This is a genomic window from Mycobacterium sp. NGS59, assembly GCF_059812345.1.
In genome coordinates, this window is the sequence record NZ_JCALCN010000002.1 from 414,566 (window position 1) to 432,440 (window position 17,875).

Annotated in this window: 17 protein-coding genes and 1 riboswitch; of the genes, 9 read left to right on the forward strand and 8 right to left on the reverse strand. The window is 67.9% G+C overall.

The window, feature by feature from the left end; translation table 11 throughout:
• Positions 1 to 26: 26 nt before the first annotated feature.
• Positions 27 to 1,010, forward strand: coding sequence for an LLM class F420-dependent oxidoreductase (locus AC5Y46_RS04545; RefSeq protein ID WP_499945553.1), 984 nt, complete (start codon positions 27 to 29; stop codon positions 1,008 to 1,010).
• Here AC5Y46_RS04545 and AC5Y46_RS04550 read toward each other — a convergent pair.
• Entirely contained in the window at positions 1,007 to 2,905 is a 1,899-nt protein-coding gene (locus tag AC5Y46_RS04550) for a serine/threonine-protein kinase (RefSeq protein ID WP_499945552.1), read from the reverse strand. The genes AC5Y46_RS04545 and AC5Y46_RS04550 overlap by 4 nt on opposite strands.
• 4 nt (positions 2,906 to 2,909) lie before the next feature.
• The gene (locus tag AC5Y46_RS04555; protein WP_499990211.1) at positions 2,910 to 4,808 is read right to left on the reverse strand and encodes a serine/threonine-protein kinase; all 1,899 of its coding nucleotides are present in this window, start codon (positions 4,806 to 4,808) and stop codon (positions 2,910 to 2,912) included.
• A 124-nt stretch (positions 4,809 to 4,932) separates the two neighbouring features.
• Between AC5Y46_RS04555 and AC5Y46_RS04560 the strand changes: the two genes are divergently transcribed.
• Both AC5Y46_RS04560 and AC5Y46_RS04565 read left to right on the forward strand, forming a co-directional pair.
• A complete protein-coding gene (locus AC5Y46_RS04560; protein ID WP_499945548.1) occupies positions 4,933 to 5,358 on the forward strand; it encodes a Zn-ribbon domain-containing OB-fold protein in 426 nt (141 codons plus the stop codon).
• Between the two features lies 1 nt (position 5,359).
• Positions 5,360 to 6,505 carry a thiolase family protein gene (locus AC5Y46_RS04565; RefSeq protein WP_499945546.1) on the forward strand — a complete coding sequence of 382 codons (1,146 nt, stop codon included), beginning with the start codon at positions 5,360 to 5,362 and terminating at the stop codon, positions 6,503 to 6,505.
• Positions 6,506 to 6,581: 76 nt separating this feature from the next.
• Here the strand turns inward: AC5Y46_RS04565 and AC5Y46_RS04570 are convergent, their stop codons facing one another.
• Positions 6,582 to 8,231: a DNA repair helicase XPB gene (locus AC5Y46_RS04570; RefSeq protein ID WP_499945544.1), complete on the reverse strand. Its 1,650-nt coding sequence runs from the start codon at positions 8,229 to 8,231 to the stop codon at positions 6,582 to 6,584.
• Between the two features lie 61 nt (positions 8,232 to 8,292).
• The gene (locus tag AC5Y46_RS04575; protein WP_499945542.1) at positions 8,293 to 10,548 is read right to left on the reverse strand and encodes a helicase-associated domain-containing protein; all 2,256 of its coding nucleotides are present in this window, start codon (positions 10,546 to 10,548) and stop codon (positions 8,293 to 8,295) included.
• A 63-nt stretch (positions 10,549 to 10,611) separates the two neighbouring features.
• On the opposite strand from AC5Y46_RS04575, the gene AC5Y46_RS04580 reads away from it, so the two are divergent.
• From AC5Y46_RS04580 to AC5Y46_RS04595, 4 genes are read left to right on the forward strand one after another with little or no spacing between them, the layout of a single operon-like run.
• Positions 10,612 to 10,806 carry a hypothetical protein gene (locus AC5Y46_RS04580; RefSeq protein ID WP_499945540.1) on the forward strand — a complete coding sequence of 65 codons (195 nt, stop codon included), beginning with the start codon at positions 10,612 to 10,614 and terminating at the stop codon, positions 10,804 to 10,806.
• A gap of 7 nt (positions 10,807 to 10,813) precedes the next feature.
• On the forward strand, positions 10,814 to 11,320 hold the full coding sequence (moaC, locus tag AC5Y46_RS04585; RefSeq protein WP_499945539.1) for a cyclic pyranopterin monophosphate synthase MoaC: 507 nt from the start codon (positions 10,814 to 10,816) through the stop codon (positions 11,318 to 11,320).
• Positions 11,317 to 11,796: a MogA/MoaB family molybdenum cofactor biosynthesis protein gene (locus tag AC5Y46_RS04590; protein ID WP_499945537.1), complete on the forward strand. Its 480-nt coding sequence runs from the start codon at positions 11,317 to 11,319 to the stop codon at positions 11,794 to 11,796. The genes moaC and AC5Y46_RS04590 overlap by 4 nt, the downstream gene beginning before the upstream one ends.
• Positions 11,793 to 12,218 (forward strand): molybdenum cofactor biosynthesis protein MoaE, encoded by a 426-nt coding sequence (locus AC5Y46_RS04595; RefSeq protein WP_499945536.1) that lies wholly within the window; start codon positions 11,793 to 11,795, stop codon positions 12,216 to 12,218. Before AC5Y46_RS04590 ends, AC5Y46_RS04595 begins: the two co-directional genes overlap by 4 nt.
• Positions 12,219 to 12,222: 4 nt before the next feature.
• Here AC5Y46_RS04595 and AC5Y46_RS04600 read toward each other — a convergent pair whose 3' ends face one another.
• From AC5Y46_RS04600 to AC5Y46_RS04615, 4 genes are all read right to left on the reverse strand, one after another.
• Complete coding sequence (locus AC5Y46_RS04600) at positions 12,223 to 13,101, reverse strand: transglycosylase family protein (RefSeq protein WP_499945535.1); 879 nt, start codon at positions 13,099 to 13,101, stop codon at positions 12,223 to 12,225.
• Between the two features lie 9 nt (positions 13,102 to 13,110).
• Positions 13,111 to 13,288: riboswitch (cyclic di-AMP (ydaO/yuaA leader) on the reverse strand.
• A 247-nt stretch (positions 13,289 to 13,535) separates the two neighbouring features.
• Complete coding sequence (locus AC5Y46_RS04605; RefSeq protein ID WP_499945533.1) at positions 13,536 to 13,802, reverse strand: MoaD/ThiS family protein; 267 nt, start codon at positions 13,800 to 13,802, stop codon at positions 13,536 to 13,538.
• A complete protein-coding gene (moaA, locus tag AC5Y46_RS04610) occupies positions 13,795 to 14,862 on the reverse strand; it encodes a GTP 3',8-cyclase MoaA (protein ID WP_499945531.1) in 1,068 nt (355 codons plus the stop codon). Before moaA ends, AC5Y46_RS04605 begins: the two co-directional genes overlap by 8 nt.
• Positions 14,859 to 15,254: a YccF domain-containing protein gene (locus AC5Y46_RS04615; protein WP_499945530.1), complete on the reverse strand. Its 396-nt coding sequence runs from the start codon at positions 15,252 to 15,254 to the stop codon at positions 14,859 to 14,861. The genes moaA and AC5Y46_RS04615 overlap by 4 nt, the downstream gene beginning before the upstream one ends.
• A gap of 161 nt (positions 15,255 to 15,415) precedes the next feature.
• On the opposite strand from AC5Y46_RS04615, the gene AC5Y46_RS04620 reads away from it, so the two are divergent.
• Positions 15,416 to 15,838: a cold-shock protein gene (locus AC5Y46_RS04620; RefSeq protein WP_499945528.1), complete on the forward strand. Its 423-nt coding sequence runs from the start codon at positions 15,416 to 15,418 to the stop codon at positions 15,836 to 15,838.
• Between the two features lie 75 nt (positions 15,839 to 15,913).
• Positions 15,914 to 17,866, forward strand: a complete 1,953-nt coding sequence (locus tag AC5Y46_RS04625) for an acyl-CoA dehydrogenase family protein (RefSeq protein WP_499945526.1) — start codon at positions 15,914 to 15,916, stop codon at positions 17,864 to 17,866.
• The last annotated feature ends 9 nt before the right edge of the window (positions 17,867 to 17,875 follow it).

Below are 17,875 nucleotides of genomic sequence, written 5' to 3' on the forward strand. Positions count from 1 at the left end.
TCCCGCGCAGGTCTAGAGTCCGTCCTATGCGCTTCGGTCTTTTCATCCCGCAGGGCTGGCGGATGGATCTCGTCGGCATCGAACCCGAACGGCACTGGGCGGTGATGCGCGACCTGGCCACCTATGCAGACGGCGGGGCCTGGGATTCGTTGTGGGTGTACGACCACTTCCACACGGTGCCGCTGCCCACGGACGAAGCCACCCACGAAGCATGGACGCTGATGGCCGCCTATGCCGCCGTCACCTCGCGAATCAAGCTCGGCCAGATGTGCACCGCGATGAGCTACCGCAACCCGGTCTATCTGGCCAAGGTGGCGGCCACCACCGACGTCATCTCGGGCGGGCGTGTCCAGATGGGCATCGGCGCGGGTTGGTACGAACACGAATGGCGCGCTTACGGTTACGGTTTCCCCTCGGCGGGAGCGCGGCTGGCCAGGCTGGACGAGGGCGTGCAGATCATGCGCGACGCCTGGCGTGACGGCAAGGTCAGTTTCGACGGCAGGCACTATCAGGTAGACGGCGCGATCGTCGCACCGAAGCCGCTGCAGGACAATGGTATTCCGTTGTGGATCGCGGGCGGCGGGGAAAAGAAGACACTGCGGATCGCCGCGCAGTACGCGCAATACACCAACTTCACTCCGGAACTCGAAGCGTTCGCGCACAAGTCCGAGGTACTTGCCGAGCACTGCCGCAACCTGGGCACCGACTTCGACGCGATCGTCCGGTCGGCCAACTTCACCACCGTCGTCGGGACCTCGGAGGCCGACGTCGCCGACCGCACCAAACGGGTGCGGGACCGATTGGCCGGCTATGTGCCTGAGGCGCTGGCGGATTCGATGGTCGGCGGCATCCCGGATTCGGCGTCCGGCACACCCGAGCAGGTCATCGAGCGGTTGACCAAGGTGCGCGACCTCGGGTGTGAATACGCGATCTGCTATTTCCCCGAGGCGGCTTACGACCGGTCCGGCATCGAGTTGTTCGAGCGCGAAGTGATTCCAGCGCTGAGTTAGTCACCGGTGCGCGTGAAGGTCTGGGTGAAGTCGGTGTTCACCGCGCACGCGCCGGTCTGCTCCTGGTGCCCGTTTCCGCTCAGCGACGGGATGGGATCCTGCGCCGGCGCGGGCAATGGAAACCGCGCGGTCACACTGAAATGCAGGGTGCCGCCGGCGGGACAGACGTAGTCAGCCTCTTCGCTCTGGGTCCAGCTGCCGCCGACGAACACCAGCGGTATGTCACTCGCGGGTCCGTGCAAATAGCTCATGCACCGTTCGCCGGTGCGCACGCATCTGGTGGTGACGGTCTGCTCTTCGGCCTGGCCGGGCGTCCCGTCGGGGTACCTCCGTTCGACGCGGTAGCGGCCCCGCAGCGCTTCGGCGGGCGAGGCCACCCGCGGCGGCAAAGTAGCGGGATCGGCCACTGCGCCGACGTCGACATCGCCGGTGCGGGTGAAGGTCACGGTCCGCTTGTACCGGCAGGTGTTGGCCGACGTCGCAGTGAACTCGCCGGACAGCGTGCCGTCGAGACCTGACTGCAGCACGAGAACCTGCCAGTATTCGGATGAGGTTCCACGACATTGTTCGGAGCCGAAAGAAACGGCGATCCAACGGCTTTGGACTTCGTCGAACACCAGATTCGCCGCGAAGACGACGTCGCCGCTGAGTTTGGTCGCCGTCGCGACACAGGCCGCGCCCCGGCATACCGAACGCAATCCGTAACTGGCCGTGCTCGGCGCCGGACCCTTGCCGTTGCCGTCGAGATCGGTGGCAACGGCGAAGTCGGCACGATAGGTCCCGTTCAACGGGCCGGGGGTGGGCGGGAGCGTGGTCGTCGTGGTCGGCATCGGGCTGACGGCGGGGGGTGTGACGGCAGGTGCGGGACTGTCCCGAAAGAGTCGGACCCCGACGAAGACGCCGGCGGCGATCAACAACGCCACGCCCGTCAGCGCCCCGATCAGGACCCGCGGGCGGCGCCGGGCCGGCGCGGCAACAGGAAGGGTTGGCGCGGCAACGGGAAGGGCCGGCGCGGTGGCGGTGAAGGCGGCCACCGCAGCGGCAGGTAGCTCGCCGCGCGCATACCGGCTCAGCTGAGCCGCGAAGTCGCCGCAACTGGCGTACCGGCTCCCCGGCTCTTTGGCCATGGCTTTCATGAACACCAGATCCAGCCCCGCCAAGTCAGGCCGCCGCACGCTGATCACCGGTGGCGGAGCGAACACATGCTGGGTGACCACCACAGTGGGATTGACATCCGGATAGGGCGGCTCACCGGTCAACGCGTGAAAGGCGGTGCAGGCCAACGCATACTGGTCGGCACGCCCGTCGACCGGATCGCCCCTGAGTTGCTCGGGAGCGGCGTAACTCACTGTGCCCACGGCCATGTCGGTCTCGGTCAGGCGGGCCGAATCGTCCATGCGGCGCGCGATCCCGAAATCGGACAGGTAGACGCGGCGGGCCTGTCCGCCGCCGGGCTCGGCGAGCAGGATGTTGGCCGGCTTGACGTCGCGGTGCAGCAAGCCGCGGTGATGGGCGTAGTCCAGCGCCGAAGCGACCGCGGCGACGATCGGCGTCACTTCGGCGACTGCCAAACCCCCGCAATGGCTTTCGTCCAGCATCCGGGCGAGGTCGGTGCCCGCCACGTAATCCATCGAAATCCAGAACTGGCCGTCGTGCTCGCCGCGGTCCTGGATCCCGACGATGTGCGGATGGGACAAACCGGCCGCCAGCTCGGCCTCGCGAATGAAGCGCGCCCGGTACTCGACGTCGTGGGTGAGCTCCAACGGCAGGACCTTCAGCGCGTCCTCGCGCGGCAACCGCGGGTGCGTCGCCAGATACACCGTGCCCATCCCGCCGGCACCCAGCACCCGCAGGATCGTGTATCCGGCGAACACCTGGCCAGCTTGCAGCACCATTTTGCTAATCGCCTGTGCGCGTCAATGTTTCGTCGAAGTCTATGCTGACCGCACAAGCCCGCGTCTGTACCCAGTGACCGTGGCCGGTGAGCGAAGGCAACGGATCCTCCACCGGTTGCGGCATCGGAAACGTCGCGTTGGCGTTCAAGGTCGCGGGGTTGCCGTCGGGACACTTGCCGGTGCTCGAGTCGGCCCAGGTCCAGTTGCCTCCGGCGAAAACCAATGGCACATCACCGGATTTGGAATGGAAATAGCTCATGCAGCGGTCACCGGTTCGCAGGCAGTTCGTGTCGATACCGGAGTTTCCCATCAGTTGCGGACTACCGCCGGCAAAGGTACGGGTGAGTTGGTAGTGACCGTGAAACGCCTCGGCCGCGGACGCCGACCGCGGTGGCAGCGTGGCCGGATCGGGCAGTCCGGCGTCGGCATCACCCGTGCGGGTGAAGGTGACGGCCCGCCGTTCCTGACAGTTGTTACGCGAGGTCCGGGTTTGCTCGCCGGTCAGTGTGCCGTCCGGACGCGCCTGCAGCCGGAAGACCTCCCAGATCTCTCCGGCTTTGTCACGGCATTGGGTCGTCGAGAGCGCCACCGCCACCCAGCTGCCCCGCACTTGGTCGAAGACCAACGTCGACGCGAAACTGCGCTCCCCGGTCAAGCGGGACGCCGTCGCCACGCATCCGGCCCCGCCGCACGTCGAGCGCACCCCATAGGTACCTGTCGACGGTTGCTCGTCGGGAACCTGGTTGCCGTCCAGATCGCCGACCGGGCCGAAATCGACGCGGTAGGTACCGGTGAACGGACCCACCGGCGCGGTGGTCGGGGCCGGCGGTGCGGGACTGCTCGCGCTTGGAGCGTTCGGGGCGGAGCGCGGTCGGGGCTGGTTCAGTTTGACGCCGACGAACACGCCGCCGACGATCAGCAACGCGACCGCCGTGAGGGCGGCGATCAGCACGGCCGGGCGTTGCCACCAGTGTTGCCGGGGCTGGGCCGGCAATGGCGGTAGAGCGATCGAAGGCTGGGTCTGCCTGGCGTGCAATGCAATTGGGGTGTCGTGGTGGTACGGGGTCAAGTGCGCGCTCAGTTGCGCGGCGAACTCGCTGCAACTGCTGAACCGGCCGGCGGGGTTCTTCGCCATGGCCCTGGCGAACACCGGGTCCAGTGCGCTGAGTTCCGGCCGGCGCGCACCGACCGAGGGAGGCGGGGCGCTGACGTGTTGGGTGATCACCACGGTCGGATTGCTGTGCGTGTAGGGCGGGGCGCCGGTCAGTAAGTGAAAGGCGCTGCACGCCAACGCGTATTGATCGGCACGGCCGTCGACGGGTTCGCCTTTGAGTTGTTCGGGTGCCGCGTAGGCGACGGTGCCTACGGCGAAGTTGGCGGCGGTCAGCCCGGAGGAATCGTCCATGCGGCGTGCGATGCCGAAGTCGGCCAAATAGATTCGGCGGGCCTGGCCGTCGTCGGGCTCGGTGAGCAGGATGTTGGCGGGCTTGACGTCCCGGTGCAGCAGACCGCGGTGATGGGCATAGTCCAGCGCCGACGCGACAGCGCTGACCACGGAGACTGCTTCGTCGACGGGCATGCCGCTCTGATAACGCTCACCGAGCAGATGGTGGACGTCGGTGCCGGCCACGTAGTCCATCGAGATCCACAGTCGGCCGTCGTTCTCGCCGCGGTCGTAGATGCGCACGATGTTCGGATGCGACAGACCCGCGGCCAAGTCAGCCTCGCGGGCGAAGCGCGACCGGTATTCCGGGTCGTCGGTGACCTCGGCCGGCAGCACTTTGAGCGCGTCCTCGCGCGGCAGCCGCGGATGCGTCACCAGGTACACCTTGCCCATCCCGCCGGCGCCGAGCACCCGCAAGACCGTGTAGCCGGCAAAGACCTGGCCAACTTCGAGGGACATGGGCAAATCGTAAATCCTGGCCGCCAGCTACCGAGCCCAACAACGAGAACCAGATTTCCACAAAAGCGGAACGCTGTTGTACGTTTGGTGAGTCAATATTCTCGCGTCCGATGGAGGACCTGCGATGCCGAAAGCATTGGCCCCAGAAATCTCGACCTGGCCCGACGAGAATCCCCAATTGATCGGCAGTCGCTGCGGTGACTGCGACGCCACCACATTCCCCATCCAGCAACGTTGTCCGCGTTGCAGTTTGGGCAACATGAGTGAGGTGTTGCTACCCCGGCGGGGCAGCCTGGTCGCGTGGACCACGCAGGGTTTCCCGCCCGGCGCGCCGTACGCCGGGCCGACCGGCAAGGAGTTCGTTCCGTTCGGGGTGGGCCTGGTACAGCTCGGCGACGTGATCCGCGTCGAGGGCCGGCTGACCGAGAACGACCCTGCCAAGCTGCAGTTCGGCCAGGAGGTGGAGCTGACCTTCGTCCCGCTGACCACCAACGAGGACGGCGAGGAGATCCTCACCTTCGCGTTCGAACCGGTCGCGACGGGAGCGTGAGATGAGCAACGACGTCGCCATCATCGGAGTGGGCCTGCACCCGTTCGGCAGGTTCGACAAGACCGCGATGCAGATGGGTGCCGAGGCCATCCAGTCCGCGTTGACCGACGCCGGGCTGGAGTGGAAGGACATCCAGTTCGGCTTCGGCGGCAGCCACGAGGTGTCCAACCCGGACGCGGTGACCCGGCTGGTCGGGTTGACCGGCATCACCTTCACCAACGTGTTCAACGCCTGCGCCACCGCCGCCAGCGCCATTCAGCAGACGGCCGACACGATCCGGTTGGGCAAGTACGACATCGGCATTGCCATCGGCCTGGACAAGCATCCGCGTGGCGCGTTCACCGACGACCCCGCCAAGCTGGCGCTACCGCAGTGGTACGCCCAGAACGGCCAGTTCGTCACCACCAAGTTCTTCGGGATGAAGGCCAACAAGTACCTGCACGACCACAACATCTCCCAGGCCACGCTGGCCAAGGTCGCCGCGAAGAACTTCCGCAACGGTGCGTTGAACCCCAACGCATTCCGGCGCAAGCCGATCTCCGAAGAGGAGATCCTCAACTCGGCGGTGCTTAACTACCCCCTGACGCAGTACATGTTCTGTGCGCCCGACGAAGGCGCCGCCGCGGTCGTCATGTGCCGGGCCGACATCGCGCACAAGTACACCGACAAACCCGTCTATGTGCGGGCCTGTGAGATCCGGACCCGTCGCTACGGCGCCTACGAGGTGCACGCCACGTTCGCGCCGCTGGACGAGGATGTCTCGCCGACGGTGTACGCGTCCAAGGCTGCCTACGAGGCGGCCGGGATCGGGCCCGAGGACGTCGACGTGGCTCAGTTGCAGGACACCGATGCCGGCAACGAGGTCATTCACATGGCCGAGACGGGCCTGTGTGCCGACGGTGAGCAGGAGAAGTTGCTGGCCGACGGCGCCACCGAGATTCACGGGTCGATGCCGGTCAACACCGACGGTGGTCTGATCGCCAACGGCGAGCCGATCGGCGCGTCGGGCCTGCGGCAGATGCACGAGCTGGTGCGCCAGTTGCGCGGCGAGGCCGGCGAGCGCCAGGTGCCGGGCAACCCGCGGGTGGGCCTGGCGCAGGTGTACGGCGCGCCGGGCACCGCGTCGGCGACGATCCTGTCGCTCTAGCTTGCCGAGCAGACACAGAATCGCGTAATGCGGCGCTTTTCGTGCGATTCTGCGTCTGCTCGCGCGGGAAGGCGCGCTAAATGGCGGGGCCGAGCAGGTCGTCGGCATCGCGGATGATGTAGCCGTAGCCCTGCTCGGCCAGGAAGCGCTGCCGGTGCGCGGCGTATTCGGCGTCCAGGCTGTCGCGGGCCACCACCGAATAGAAGATGGCGCCACCGCCGTCGGACTTGGGCCGCAGCAGCCGGCCCAACCGCTGCGCCTCCTCCTGGCGGGACCCGAAGGTTCCCGAAACCTGCACCGCCACAGAGGCTTCCGGTAGGTCGATGGAGAAGTTCGCGACCTTGGACACCACCAGTGTGGAGATCTCGCCGGTGCGGAACTTGTCGAACAGTTCCTCGCGCTCCCGCGTCTTCGTCGAGCCCTGGATCACCGGGGCGTCCAACTCGGCGCCGAGCTCGTCGAGCTGGTCGAGGTAGGCTCCGATCACCAGTGTCTGCTCACCGGGGTGGTTCTTCAGAATCGACTTGACCACAGCGATTTTGGTGTGCACGGTCGAGCACAGCTTGTATCGTTCCTCGGGCTCTGCGGTGGCATACATCATCCGCTCGTTGTCGGTCATCGTGACCCGGACTTCCACACACTCGGCCGGTGCGATCCAGCCCTGAGCCTCGATGTCCTTCCACGGCGCGTCGTAGCGTTTCGGCCCGATCAGCGAGAACACGTCGCCCTCGCGACCGTCCTCGCGAATCAAGGTGGCGGTCAACCCGAGTCGCCGCCGCGACTGCAAGTCTGCGGTCATCCGGAACACCGGCGCCGGCAGCAGATGAACCTCGTCGTAGATGATCAGTCCCCAGTCGCGGCTGTCGAAAAGCTCGAGGTGCCGGTACTCGCCCTTGGTGCGACGGGTGACCATCTGATACGTCGAGATGGTGACCGGCCTGATCTCCTTACGCTCGCCGGAGTATTCGCCGATCTCGTCCTCGGTCAACGAGGTACGCGCCACCAACTCGCGCTTCCACTGCCGGGCCGCGACGATGTTGGTGACCAGGATCAGCGTCGTCGCTTGCGCCTTGGCCATCGCGGCCGCGCCGACCAGCGTCTTGCCCGCGCCGCACGGCAGCACCACCACACCGGACCCGCCGGCCCAGAACGAGTCGGTGGCCAGCTGCTGATAGTCGCGCAACTCCCAGCCCTCGGGTTCCAGGCTGATCGGGTGCGCTTCGCCGTCCACGTAGCCGGCGAGATCCTCTGCGGGCCAACCGATCTTGAGCAGCATCTGCTTGACCCGGCCACGCTCGCTGGGATGCACGACCACGGTGTCGTCATCGATGCGCGCGCCCAGCATCGGGGCGATCTTCTTGTGGCGCAGCACCTCCTCGAGCACCGCGCGGTCGAAGCTGACCAGCGTCAGGCCATGCGCGGGATGCTTGACCAGCTGCAACCGGCCGTAGCGGGCCATGGTGTCGACGATGTCGACCAGCAGCGGCTGCGGCACCGCGTAGCGGGAAAAGCTGACCAGCGCGTCGACGACCTGTTCGGCGTCGTGGCCGGCCGCGCGCGCGTTCCACAGCGCCAGCGGCGTGATCCGGTAGGTGTGCACGTGTTCGGGTGCGCGTTCCAGCTCGGCGAACGGTGCGATGGCGGCGCGTGCCGCCCCGGCCAGCTCGTGGTCGACCTCGAGCAGCACCGTCTTGTCGGACTGCACGATCAGGGGTCCGTCGGACATTCAGCGCCACTCCTCTTCATCGCTGCGCTCTGCATCGTCGTCGGCACGCATAGCACCATTATCATTCGTCGGCCGACATCACTGAGGTGATGCGGTGGATGGCGAAGTCCCGCATCCGCCCCGAGGCCGCGTCGAAGGCCACCAGCTGGCCGCCCTTGATCAGGACCGGAGTCACCACCCGCTGCGTCGCCACCCCGGCCGCGTCGAGGTAACCGATCAACACCGTCTCCCGGTCACGCGCGGCGCGCTGCAGCAACGACATCGCGACCGCGGGGTCCACGCGCAGGTTGCCGAACGGTGCGGCGGTCACCGTGCGCAACACCGCGACCACCGCCTGCAGCGTGTCGCTGCTGGGTCGGGGCGGTGGCCGATAGGGCCGGCGATGCTGCAATGCGGGTACCCGCGCGCCTCGGGAACGGACGTCGACGATCGCACCGGTGGAGTCCTCGGCCGCCGGAGCAAAACCTGCCGAGCGCAAGGCGACGAGTACGTCGGCGATCGGCGCCGGCGACACCGCCACCGTGGGTGCCAACGCGCGCAGCTGTAGCTCCTCCAACGCGGGTACCGCGATGGCCTGAGCCAACAGCGCGGGGTCCTCGCAGCGCACGAACGACGCTGCCATGCCAATGCGCAGCTGCCCGTGCCGGCGGGCGACGTCGTCGATGAGGTAGGTGAGTCCTTGCGGCACCGCGGTTTTCGAGTGGCCGGCGAAGAAGGCGTGCATCCAGTCCGCGGTCTTGCCGATGTCGAGTGCGTGCCGGATGGACTGCTCGCTGACCCGGTAAACCATTGCCGCGCCGGCGGATTCGACGGTGGCGACGGTGGCCAGCTCGTCGGCGAGGTCACGCTCCAGGGGGCCGGGCACCACCACCGTGAGGTCGGCCTGCACCAGGAAGTGGTCGATCGGTCGGGGCAGCGCGCGGGACATCGCATCAAGCACAGCCCCGACGTCGTCGCCCCGTTCCAGCAGCGTCCGCCCGGGGGTGCTGATCGCGCCGCGACCCACCAAACCCAGCGCCTGGCCCTCGGACAGCAGATCGGCAACCGGCTCCGGTTGCAGCCGTCGGGCCCAGCGCGGGCGGTGCCAGATCAGCGCGGCCGACGCCGACGTCGCGTCCACCCCGCCGCCCGCCGGCAACCCGGCGAGCATGCTCAACAGCAGTCGCCGGTCCAGTGGCGCGGCCGTGGAGAACAGCGAATCCGACAGCGCCCCATACGGTTTGCCGTCGGGGCCGCGACCACCGATCAGCGCGGGCCGGCCGGGCAGGTCCAGCCAGGTGTCGGCGAGCAGGAACCAGCGATCGGCGGTGCCCAGGGTGCGGTACCGGTCGACCGCCGTCGTCGGCGCCCAGTAGGGACCCTCGCCATAGTCGGGCTCGGGATCGGGCACACCGCTACCGATCAGCCCCGCCGCTGACGCAAGCTCGAGGATCAGGCCCAGGCGTGAGTCCTCGATGCCGGTCGCCTTGGCCAGTCTCCTGAGCTCCCGGACGCCGAGACCGCCGCTACGCAGCTCGGAAACCGGTGCCGCGCTGAGGGTTTCCAGCAGCACGTCGACCTCGCGCAGCAGGTCGATGACTGCCCCGGCGGCCGCCGCGTCCACGTCCGCGGGTTTGGCGGTCAAGACCACCGGGTCCGGAGCGGTCAGTTGCATCGGGCCGGGGTTTTCACCGCGCAGCACCTGCCCGACATGACGGGGCAGGATCACCGTCTCGGCGTCGAGGCGGCGCAGCAGACCGGTCGCCAGCAGCTGCGGCACCGGCCGCTCCGGCGGCGCGCCCGGCGCCGCATCGCGGGTGCGGCCAATCGGGGACCCTTCGAGCAGTTTGTCCAGAACGTCACGCTGCTGCTCGTCGATCCGGTCGATCAGGGCGGCGATGTGTTCCCCGGAGTGGGTGCGGTCCTCGAGGGTGACCTGACCGGGATACCACGGCAGCGCGGCGCCGGCGTCGGCAGCCACTCGCACCGCCGTATCGCCCCAAGCCAGGGCGCGCTGCCGCAGATCGTCCAGGGCCGCCAGCACGTCGGGTTGCGGCGCATGCTCACCGAGCAGCGTGGTGAGTTTGGCGACGGGCACCGGTTCGGTGTCGGCCTGCAGCACCAGCAGCGCGTCGAGGACAGCCAGGCGCAGGAAATCCAGGTCGTCGGTGGCAGCCTTGACCGACTGACGTGCCTGGGCACGCGCGGCCAGCGCCGCAATGCTGCCCGGCGGGGGCTGGGCAAGGTCCGGTCGCAGCTCCAACAGCAGGATCAGCCGCTCGTCGGGCAAGTCGGCCAGCCAGGACCCCAGCGGGATATCCGGGGTGTGTTCGGTCATCGAAAAACAAGCCTAGGCCCGAGGCGCGGCCTACCGTCGCGTGCGGTTGTCGGACCTGTCAGAATGGGACGCGTGGCTGACTCACGTAAGGCAAAGTATGTGGACAACGGCTGGCCCACTACGGACCCGGACGACCACGCGGTGAGCGAACTCGTCACCGACCGCACGGGCGCGCTCTCCCCCTTCGGGGAAGTGGTGTTTCCAGTGCCCGCCGACGAGTTGCCCTATCTGCATCCGGTGACGGTTGCCACCTGGTAGGTCCGGCATGACCGGGGCTGAGGCCGTCGACGGCGCCTCCGACCTACCCACGCTGTCGCACCTGGATGAGCGGGGCGCCGCCCACATGGTCGACGTCACCGACAAACACACCACCCGGCGCATCGCTGTGGCCGCCGGCGCCCTGCGCACCACTGCTGAAGTGGTGGCGCTCATTTCCAGCGGCGGACTGCCCAAAGGTGATGCGCTGGCGACGGCCCGGGTGGCCGGCATCCTGGCCGCCAAGCGCACCAGTGACCTGATCCCGTTGTGCCACCAGTTGGCGCTTACCGGAGTCGACGTCGACTTCACCGTCGGCGATGAGGAGATCGACATCACTGCAATGGTGCGCAGCACCGACCGAACGGGGGTGGAGATGGAGGCTTTGACAGCGGTCAGCGTCGCGGCCCTGACCTTGTACGACATGATCAAAGCGGTCGACCCGGCGGCTCGCATCGACGGTGTCCGGGTACTCAGCAAAGAAGGCGGCCGCAGCGGAAGTTGGGTGAGACCATGAGTCGGTCGGCGCGGGTCATCGTAGCCTCTACCCGGGCCGCGTCCGGTTCCTACACCGACGAATGCGGACCGATCATTGTTGAATGGCTTGGCCAGCAAGGCTTTTCGACGGAGGAGCCACGCGTGGTCGCCGACGGCAATCCCGTCGGGGAAGCGCTGAACGACGCACTCGACGACGACGTCGACGTGATCCTGACGTCCGGCGGCACCGGGATCTCACCCACCGACACCACGCCGGAGCAGACGGTGGCGGTGCTGGACTTCGTCGTCCCCGGACTGGCCGACGCGATCCGGCAGGCCGGCCTGCCCAAGGTGCCGACGTCGGTGCTCTCGCGCGGGGTGTGCGGGGTGGCCGGGCGCACGTTGATCGTCAATCTGCCGGGCTCGCCCGGTGGCGTCCGGGACGGCCTCGGGGTGCTTGCCGGAGTCCTCGACCACGCGCTCTCGCAACTCGCCGGCGAAGATCACCGACGATGAGCCTGGTCCTGCGCGCCGCAGTGACCGACCAGCCGATCTCCCTCGCCGAGCACGAAGCGCTGGTGAACCATCAGTCCGCCGGGGCCGTCGTCGGGTTCGTCGGCGCGATCCGCGACCACGACGGCGGACGACCGGTTACCCGCCTCGAGTACTCCGCGCACCCGTCGGCACCCGAAGTGTTTGCTGACGTGGTGGCCGAGGTGGCCGGACGGGCCATCGGAGTCCGGGCCGTCGCGGCCAGCCACCGCGTGGGCGTGCTGCACATCGGGGAGGCCGCGCTGGTGGCCGCCGTGGCGGCCGACCATCGACAGCAGGCGTTTGCTACCTGCGCGGCTCTGGTAGACGCCATCAAGGAGCGGCTACCGGTGTGGAAGCACCAGTTCTTCGGCGACGGGTCCGAAGAGTGGGTGGGTTCGGCCTAGGCCGTCAGCTGACGGGACCCGCCACCAAGGCGTCGAGCGCGTCGTTGCCGGCGATGTCCTGGTCCACGATGGCCTGCCACAGCTGCTGCGTGTAGCCGACGGTGGACACCTCGTGGATGTCGGCGGGGATGCCGGCATCGGCCGGGGGCGGCACGTCGCCGGGTTGGAAACCGGTCTCCACGACGGCCGGAGCCGGCGCGGGCGGCAGGTCGCCGGGCGCGGGCGGCAGGTCGCCGGGGGCCGGAGCCTCTTCGACCGGTGCGGGCGGCAGGTCGGCCGGTGCGGGAGGCAGGTCGGCGGGTGCGGGAGGCAGGTCGGCCGGGGGCGGGACGAGGTCCGCGGGGGCCGGCGGCAGCTCGACGGGAGCGGGAGCGATGTCATTGCCGACCAGCTGCACCTCGGGCGCCTCCACGGGCGCCGGCAGTTCCGCGGGCGGGGGCAGCTCGCCGTTCAGTCCGGGCGCGTCCAGCGGCTGGTCTGAGGGCAAGCCGGCCGGCTGGGGCAGAACGTTGCGGGGCGACGGCCCGGACAAACCGGTGCCGCACACCGGCCAGGCGCCGCGACCTTGGGTGGCCAGCACCCGCTCGGCGACGGCGATCTGCTGGTCCTTGCTGGCCAGCTGGGCGGACGGAGCGAACTCGCCGCCACCGTGCGAGGACCAGGTGCCGGCGGCGAACTGAACGCCGCCGTAGAACCCGTTGCCGGTGTTGATGGCCCAGTTGCCGCCGGACTCGCAGCGGGCTACTGCATCCCATTCGGCATCGGTGGCCGCAGCCGCCTGGCCGGCCATCGCGATGGCACCGCCACCGAGGACCGTGCCGGTGAAGGCGATCTTTGCGACGCTGACGCTCGAAGTAGTGGGCTTACGATGCCGTCCACTCATACGCTCAGAAATTCCTCTCGTGTACACGCCTGCGAGGTCAGCTGTCGGGTTCGGGTGGGAGAGGTCACCCGGCCGCGGTCGATCTACGTTGATACGACGTCGGCTTCACCCCAAGGGCCCGTAAACGGTCCCGGTCCGAGCTCGGCGGACCTGGTGGGTCCCCCGCCTCCATCCGCGGGTCGGAACCCCTCGCCTAATGGATGGAGCTAGGCGCGTGCTAGGCGAGGGCGGGCCCGTCTCTCGGGTTGGGTGACGAACCTGTCGAGGACGGTAGCGGTTAAACGCGTTCTCGTCACGTTCAACGAAAGTCGGCGTTTTGGTCACATCGGCGTCGCAAAACACCAGGAAGCCCCGACGTTTGCGCAGCTCATAGCACCCGAAATCAGAGCGTGGCCGGGTTGTTATCGATCCGTTACGTGATCTATTTCACAGTTTCAACCGCCGGCGAACGGCGGAAGGACATCAACCGTGTCGCCGGCGGATAACGCCGTGGCCTCATCTCGGACAGCAATTCCGTCGCGCAGATAGGAGCAGCGGCTCAGTACCGTCGCAAGTCGCGTGTCCCGCCGGGCGAGGGTTTCCACCAGTTGGGCGACCGTCACATCGGAGGGCAGCGTGAGCGTCTCCGACTCGGTTCCCGCGGCCGCCCGCGCGGCGGCGAAGTAGCGGACGGTGACCTCGATCTGAGACCGCTCAGCCACCGATCGCACTCATCGGACGGTCGGGCTGGACAAATCCGGGCTCGTTGATGCCGTGGCCGGCGGGCTTGGCCCACATCGCCGCGCGCCACGCCGCCTCGATGGCGTCGTCGTCGGCGCCGCCGCGCAACAGACGCCGCAGATCGGTCTCCTGGGACGAGAACAGGCAGCTTCGAACCTGGCCGTCAGCGGTCAGCCGGGTGCGGTCGCACGTCGCACAGAAGGCGTGCGACACCGAGGCGATCACACCGACTTTCCCCGCAGGCGTATCCGGTCCGGCGTCGACCAACCAGAGTTCGGCCGGAGCCGAACCGCGCGGCGCCGGATCGGGCCGCAGGCCAAAGTGTGGCCGCAGCGCCGCCAGCACGTCGTCAGCGCGCAGCGTCGCGTGCCGTCGCCATCGATGGTCCGCGTCCAGCGGCATCTGTTCGATGACGCGCAACTGGTAGCCGTGCTGCAGGCAGTACCGCAACAGCTCGACGACGTCGCGGCGACCGGTTTCGGGGTCCAGCACGGCGTTGACCTTGACGGGCGACAGACCGGCTTGTTGCGCGGCGGCCAGGCCGGCGAGCACGTCGTGCAGCCGATCGCGACGGGTGATGGCGGCGAAGTGCGCGGGGTCGACGCTGTCCAGCGACACGTTGACCCGATCCAGGCCCGCGGCGGCCAGTGCCCCCGCCCGCCGGGCCAGGCCGAGGCCGTTGGTGGTCAGGGAAATCTCCGGACGCGGCGAAAGTTCGGCTGCCGCGGCGACCACCTGCTCGAGGTGGCGGGCCAGCAACGGCTCGCCTCCGGTGAACCGCACGGCGGTGACGCCGAGCCGGGTCACCGCGATGCGCAGCAGCCGGGCCAGTTCGTCGGGTTGCAGCAGCTGTTCTCCGGCCAGCCAGTTCAGCCCGTCTTCGGGCATGCAGTAGGTGCAGCGCAGATTGCAGCGGTCGGTGAGTGAGACCCGCAGATCCGTGGCGACGCGTCCGTAGGTGTCGAGCAACGGGCCGGCCAGCGTGGGCCGGTGTTTGCTGGGCCGGGGAACCGCCGGCAATCCCAGCGCGGTCAGCGTCATGCCGAGGCTCGCGAGGGCCAGTCGGCGGGGACGATCTCCTTGCCGAGCGGAACCAGCGACACCGGGATCAACTTCAGGTTTGCCAGTGCCAGCGGGATCCCGACGATGGTGACGGCCATCGCGATCGCGCTCGTCAGATGCCCGATCGCCAGCCAGAGCCCGCACAGCAGCACCCAGATGACGTTGCCGATCACCGCGCCCGTCCCGGCACCCGGCTTCTCCACGATGGTCCGGCCGAACGGCCACAACGCATACGACGCGATCCGTAGGGCGGCGAAGCCGAACGGGATGGTGACGATCAGCAGAAAGCAGACGAGCGCGGCCAACAGGTATCCGAGGGCCAGCCAGAGGCCACCGAATACCAGCCAGATGACGTTCAGAACCAGGCGCATATCTCCTCCAGCGGTACCGCCAGCCTACCGAGTGTCGGGTAAACCGGAATGCTGGGCGGACAATCAGCCGAGTAGGATCTGTGATCGTCATCGCGTCCTGAACATAAAAGGACGCGTCTTTGTGTTGTAACGCCAGATCCGTCAGACAGCAGGTGAGAGCAGTGCCGACCGGCAAAGTGAAGTGGTACGACTCCGAGAAGGGGTTCGGCTTCCTGTCGCAGGAGGACGGTGAGGACGTCTACGTCCGCTCCTCGGCGTTGCCCGCGGGAGTCGAGGGCCTCAAAGCCGGCCAGAAGGTCGAGTTCGGCATTGCCTCGGGACGGCGCGGACCACAGGCGTTGAGCCTCAAGCTGCTCGACTCGCCGCCGAGTCTGTCCCGGACCCGCCGGGAGGCCGCGCGCCGCGAGGCGCCCGCCGAGCACAAGCACAGCCCCGACGAGTTGCACGGCATGGTCGAGGACATGATCACGCTGCTGGAGAGCACCGTGCAGCCCGAGTTGCGCAAAGGTCGCTACCCGGACCGCAAGACGGCCCGGCAGATCTCCGAGGTGGTCAAGGCCGTCGCGCGGGAGTTCGAGGCGTAGCCCGGGCTCGGCGTTACCCGTGCAGGTTAGCGGGTACTCAGACCTCGTTGGGACGGCGTCAACGAGGAGGCGGCGATGGCACAGCAGGCGCAGGTCACCGAGCAGCAGGCCCGAGCAGTCGCCGAAGAATCCCGCGAAAGCGACTGGGATAAACCGTCTTTCGCCAAGGAGCTGTTTCTCGGCCGCTTCCCGCTGGAGCTGATCAACCCCTTCCCGCGCCCGTCGGAGAGCGACGAGCGGCGAACCTCGGATTTCCTGGCCAAGCTGCGCGAGTTCCTGGGCACCGTTGATGGCAGCGTCATCGAGCGCGACGCGCAGATCCCCGACGAATACGTCACGGGTTTAGCCGAATTGGGTTGCTTCGGCATGAAGATCCCGGGGGAGTACGGCGGTTTGGGCATGTCCCAGGTGGCCTACAACCGTGCGCTGATGCTGGTGTCGAGCGTGCATCCCAGCCTCGGCGCGTTGCTGTCCGCCCATCAGTCGATCGGGGTGCCCGAACCCCTCAAACTGGCCGGTACCGAGGAGCAGAAGCGGAAGTTCCTGCCGCGCTGCGCAGCTGGAGCCATCTCGGCGTTCCTGCTCACCGAACCCGATGTCGGTTCCGACCCGGCGCGGTTGGGTGCGACGGCGACCCCGACCGGCGACGGGCAGGCCTACGAACTCGAAGGCGTCAAGTTGTGGACCACCAACGGCGTGATCGCCGAACTGCTGGTGGTGATGGCCCGCGTTCCCAAGAGCGACGGGCACCGAGGCGGCATCAGCGCGTTCGTCGTCGAGGCCGACTCACCGGGGATCACCGTGGAGCGGCGCAATCAGTTCCTGGGTCTGCGCGGCATCGAGAACGGCGTGACCAGGATGCACCGCGTGCGGGTCCCCGCGGAGAACTTGATCGGTCGCGAGGGCGACGGTCTGCGGATCGCGCTGACCACACTCAATGTGGGACGGTTGGCGCTCCCGGCGATGGTGACCGGATCGTCGAAGTGGTCGTTGAAGATCGCCCGCGAATGGTCGGCGCAGCGGGTGCAGTGGGGCAAGCCGATCGGAAAACACGAAGCGGTGGCAAGTCGGATCTCCTTCATGGCGGCCACCGTCTACGCGTTGGACGCAGTGGTCGAGTTGTCGGGTCAGATGGCCGACGAAGACCGCAACGACATCCGGATCGAGGCCGCGTTGGCCAAACTGTGGTGCAGCGAGATGGCCTGTGTCATCGCCGACGACCTGATGCAGATCCGCGGCGGGCGAGGCTATGAGACAGCGGCGTCGCTGGCTGCACGCGGGGAGCGCGCCGCACCGGTCGAGCAGTCGCTGCGCGACCTGCGGATCAACCGCATCTTCGAAGGATCCAGCGAGATCATGCGGCTGCTCATTGCGCGCGAAGCTGTCGACGCACATCTGAGCGCTGCCGGGGATCTGGCCAAGGCCGACGCCGACTTGCGGCAGAAGGCCGCCGCCGCGGTCGGGGCGAGCGGCTTCTACGCAAAGTGGTTGCCCAAGTTGGTGTTCGGTGAAGGCCAGCGTCCGACGGCGTACAACGAGTTCGGTGCGCTGGCCCCGCACCTGCGCTTCGTGGAACGCTCCAGCCGCAAGCTGGCCCGCAATACCTTCTACGGGATGGCGCGCTGGCAGGCCAAACTGGAGCAGAAGCAGGGCTTCCTGGGCCGCATCGTCGACATCGGCGCGGAGCTGTTCGCGATGGCTGCCGCCTGTGTGCGGGCCGAGGCGCAGCGCAGCACCGATCCCGTACTCGGCACGCAGGCCTACGAGCTCGCCGAAATGTTCTGTCAGCAGGCGTCTTTGCGTGTCGAGGCGTTGTTCAGCGCGCTGTGGACCAACACCGACAGCAGCGACGTGCGCTTGACCGACGACGTGTTGGATGGCCGATACACCTGGCTGGAGGACGGCATCATCGACCAATCCGAGGGCACCGGACCATGGATCGCTGCATGGGAGCCGGGCCCGTCCACCGAACAGAACCTGGCCCGGAAAGTCGTCTCGGCGTCCGACCCGGCCGAGGCGAAGATCTAGGGGGATCCG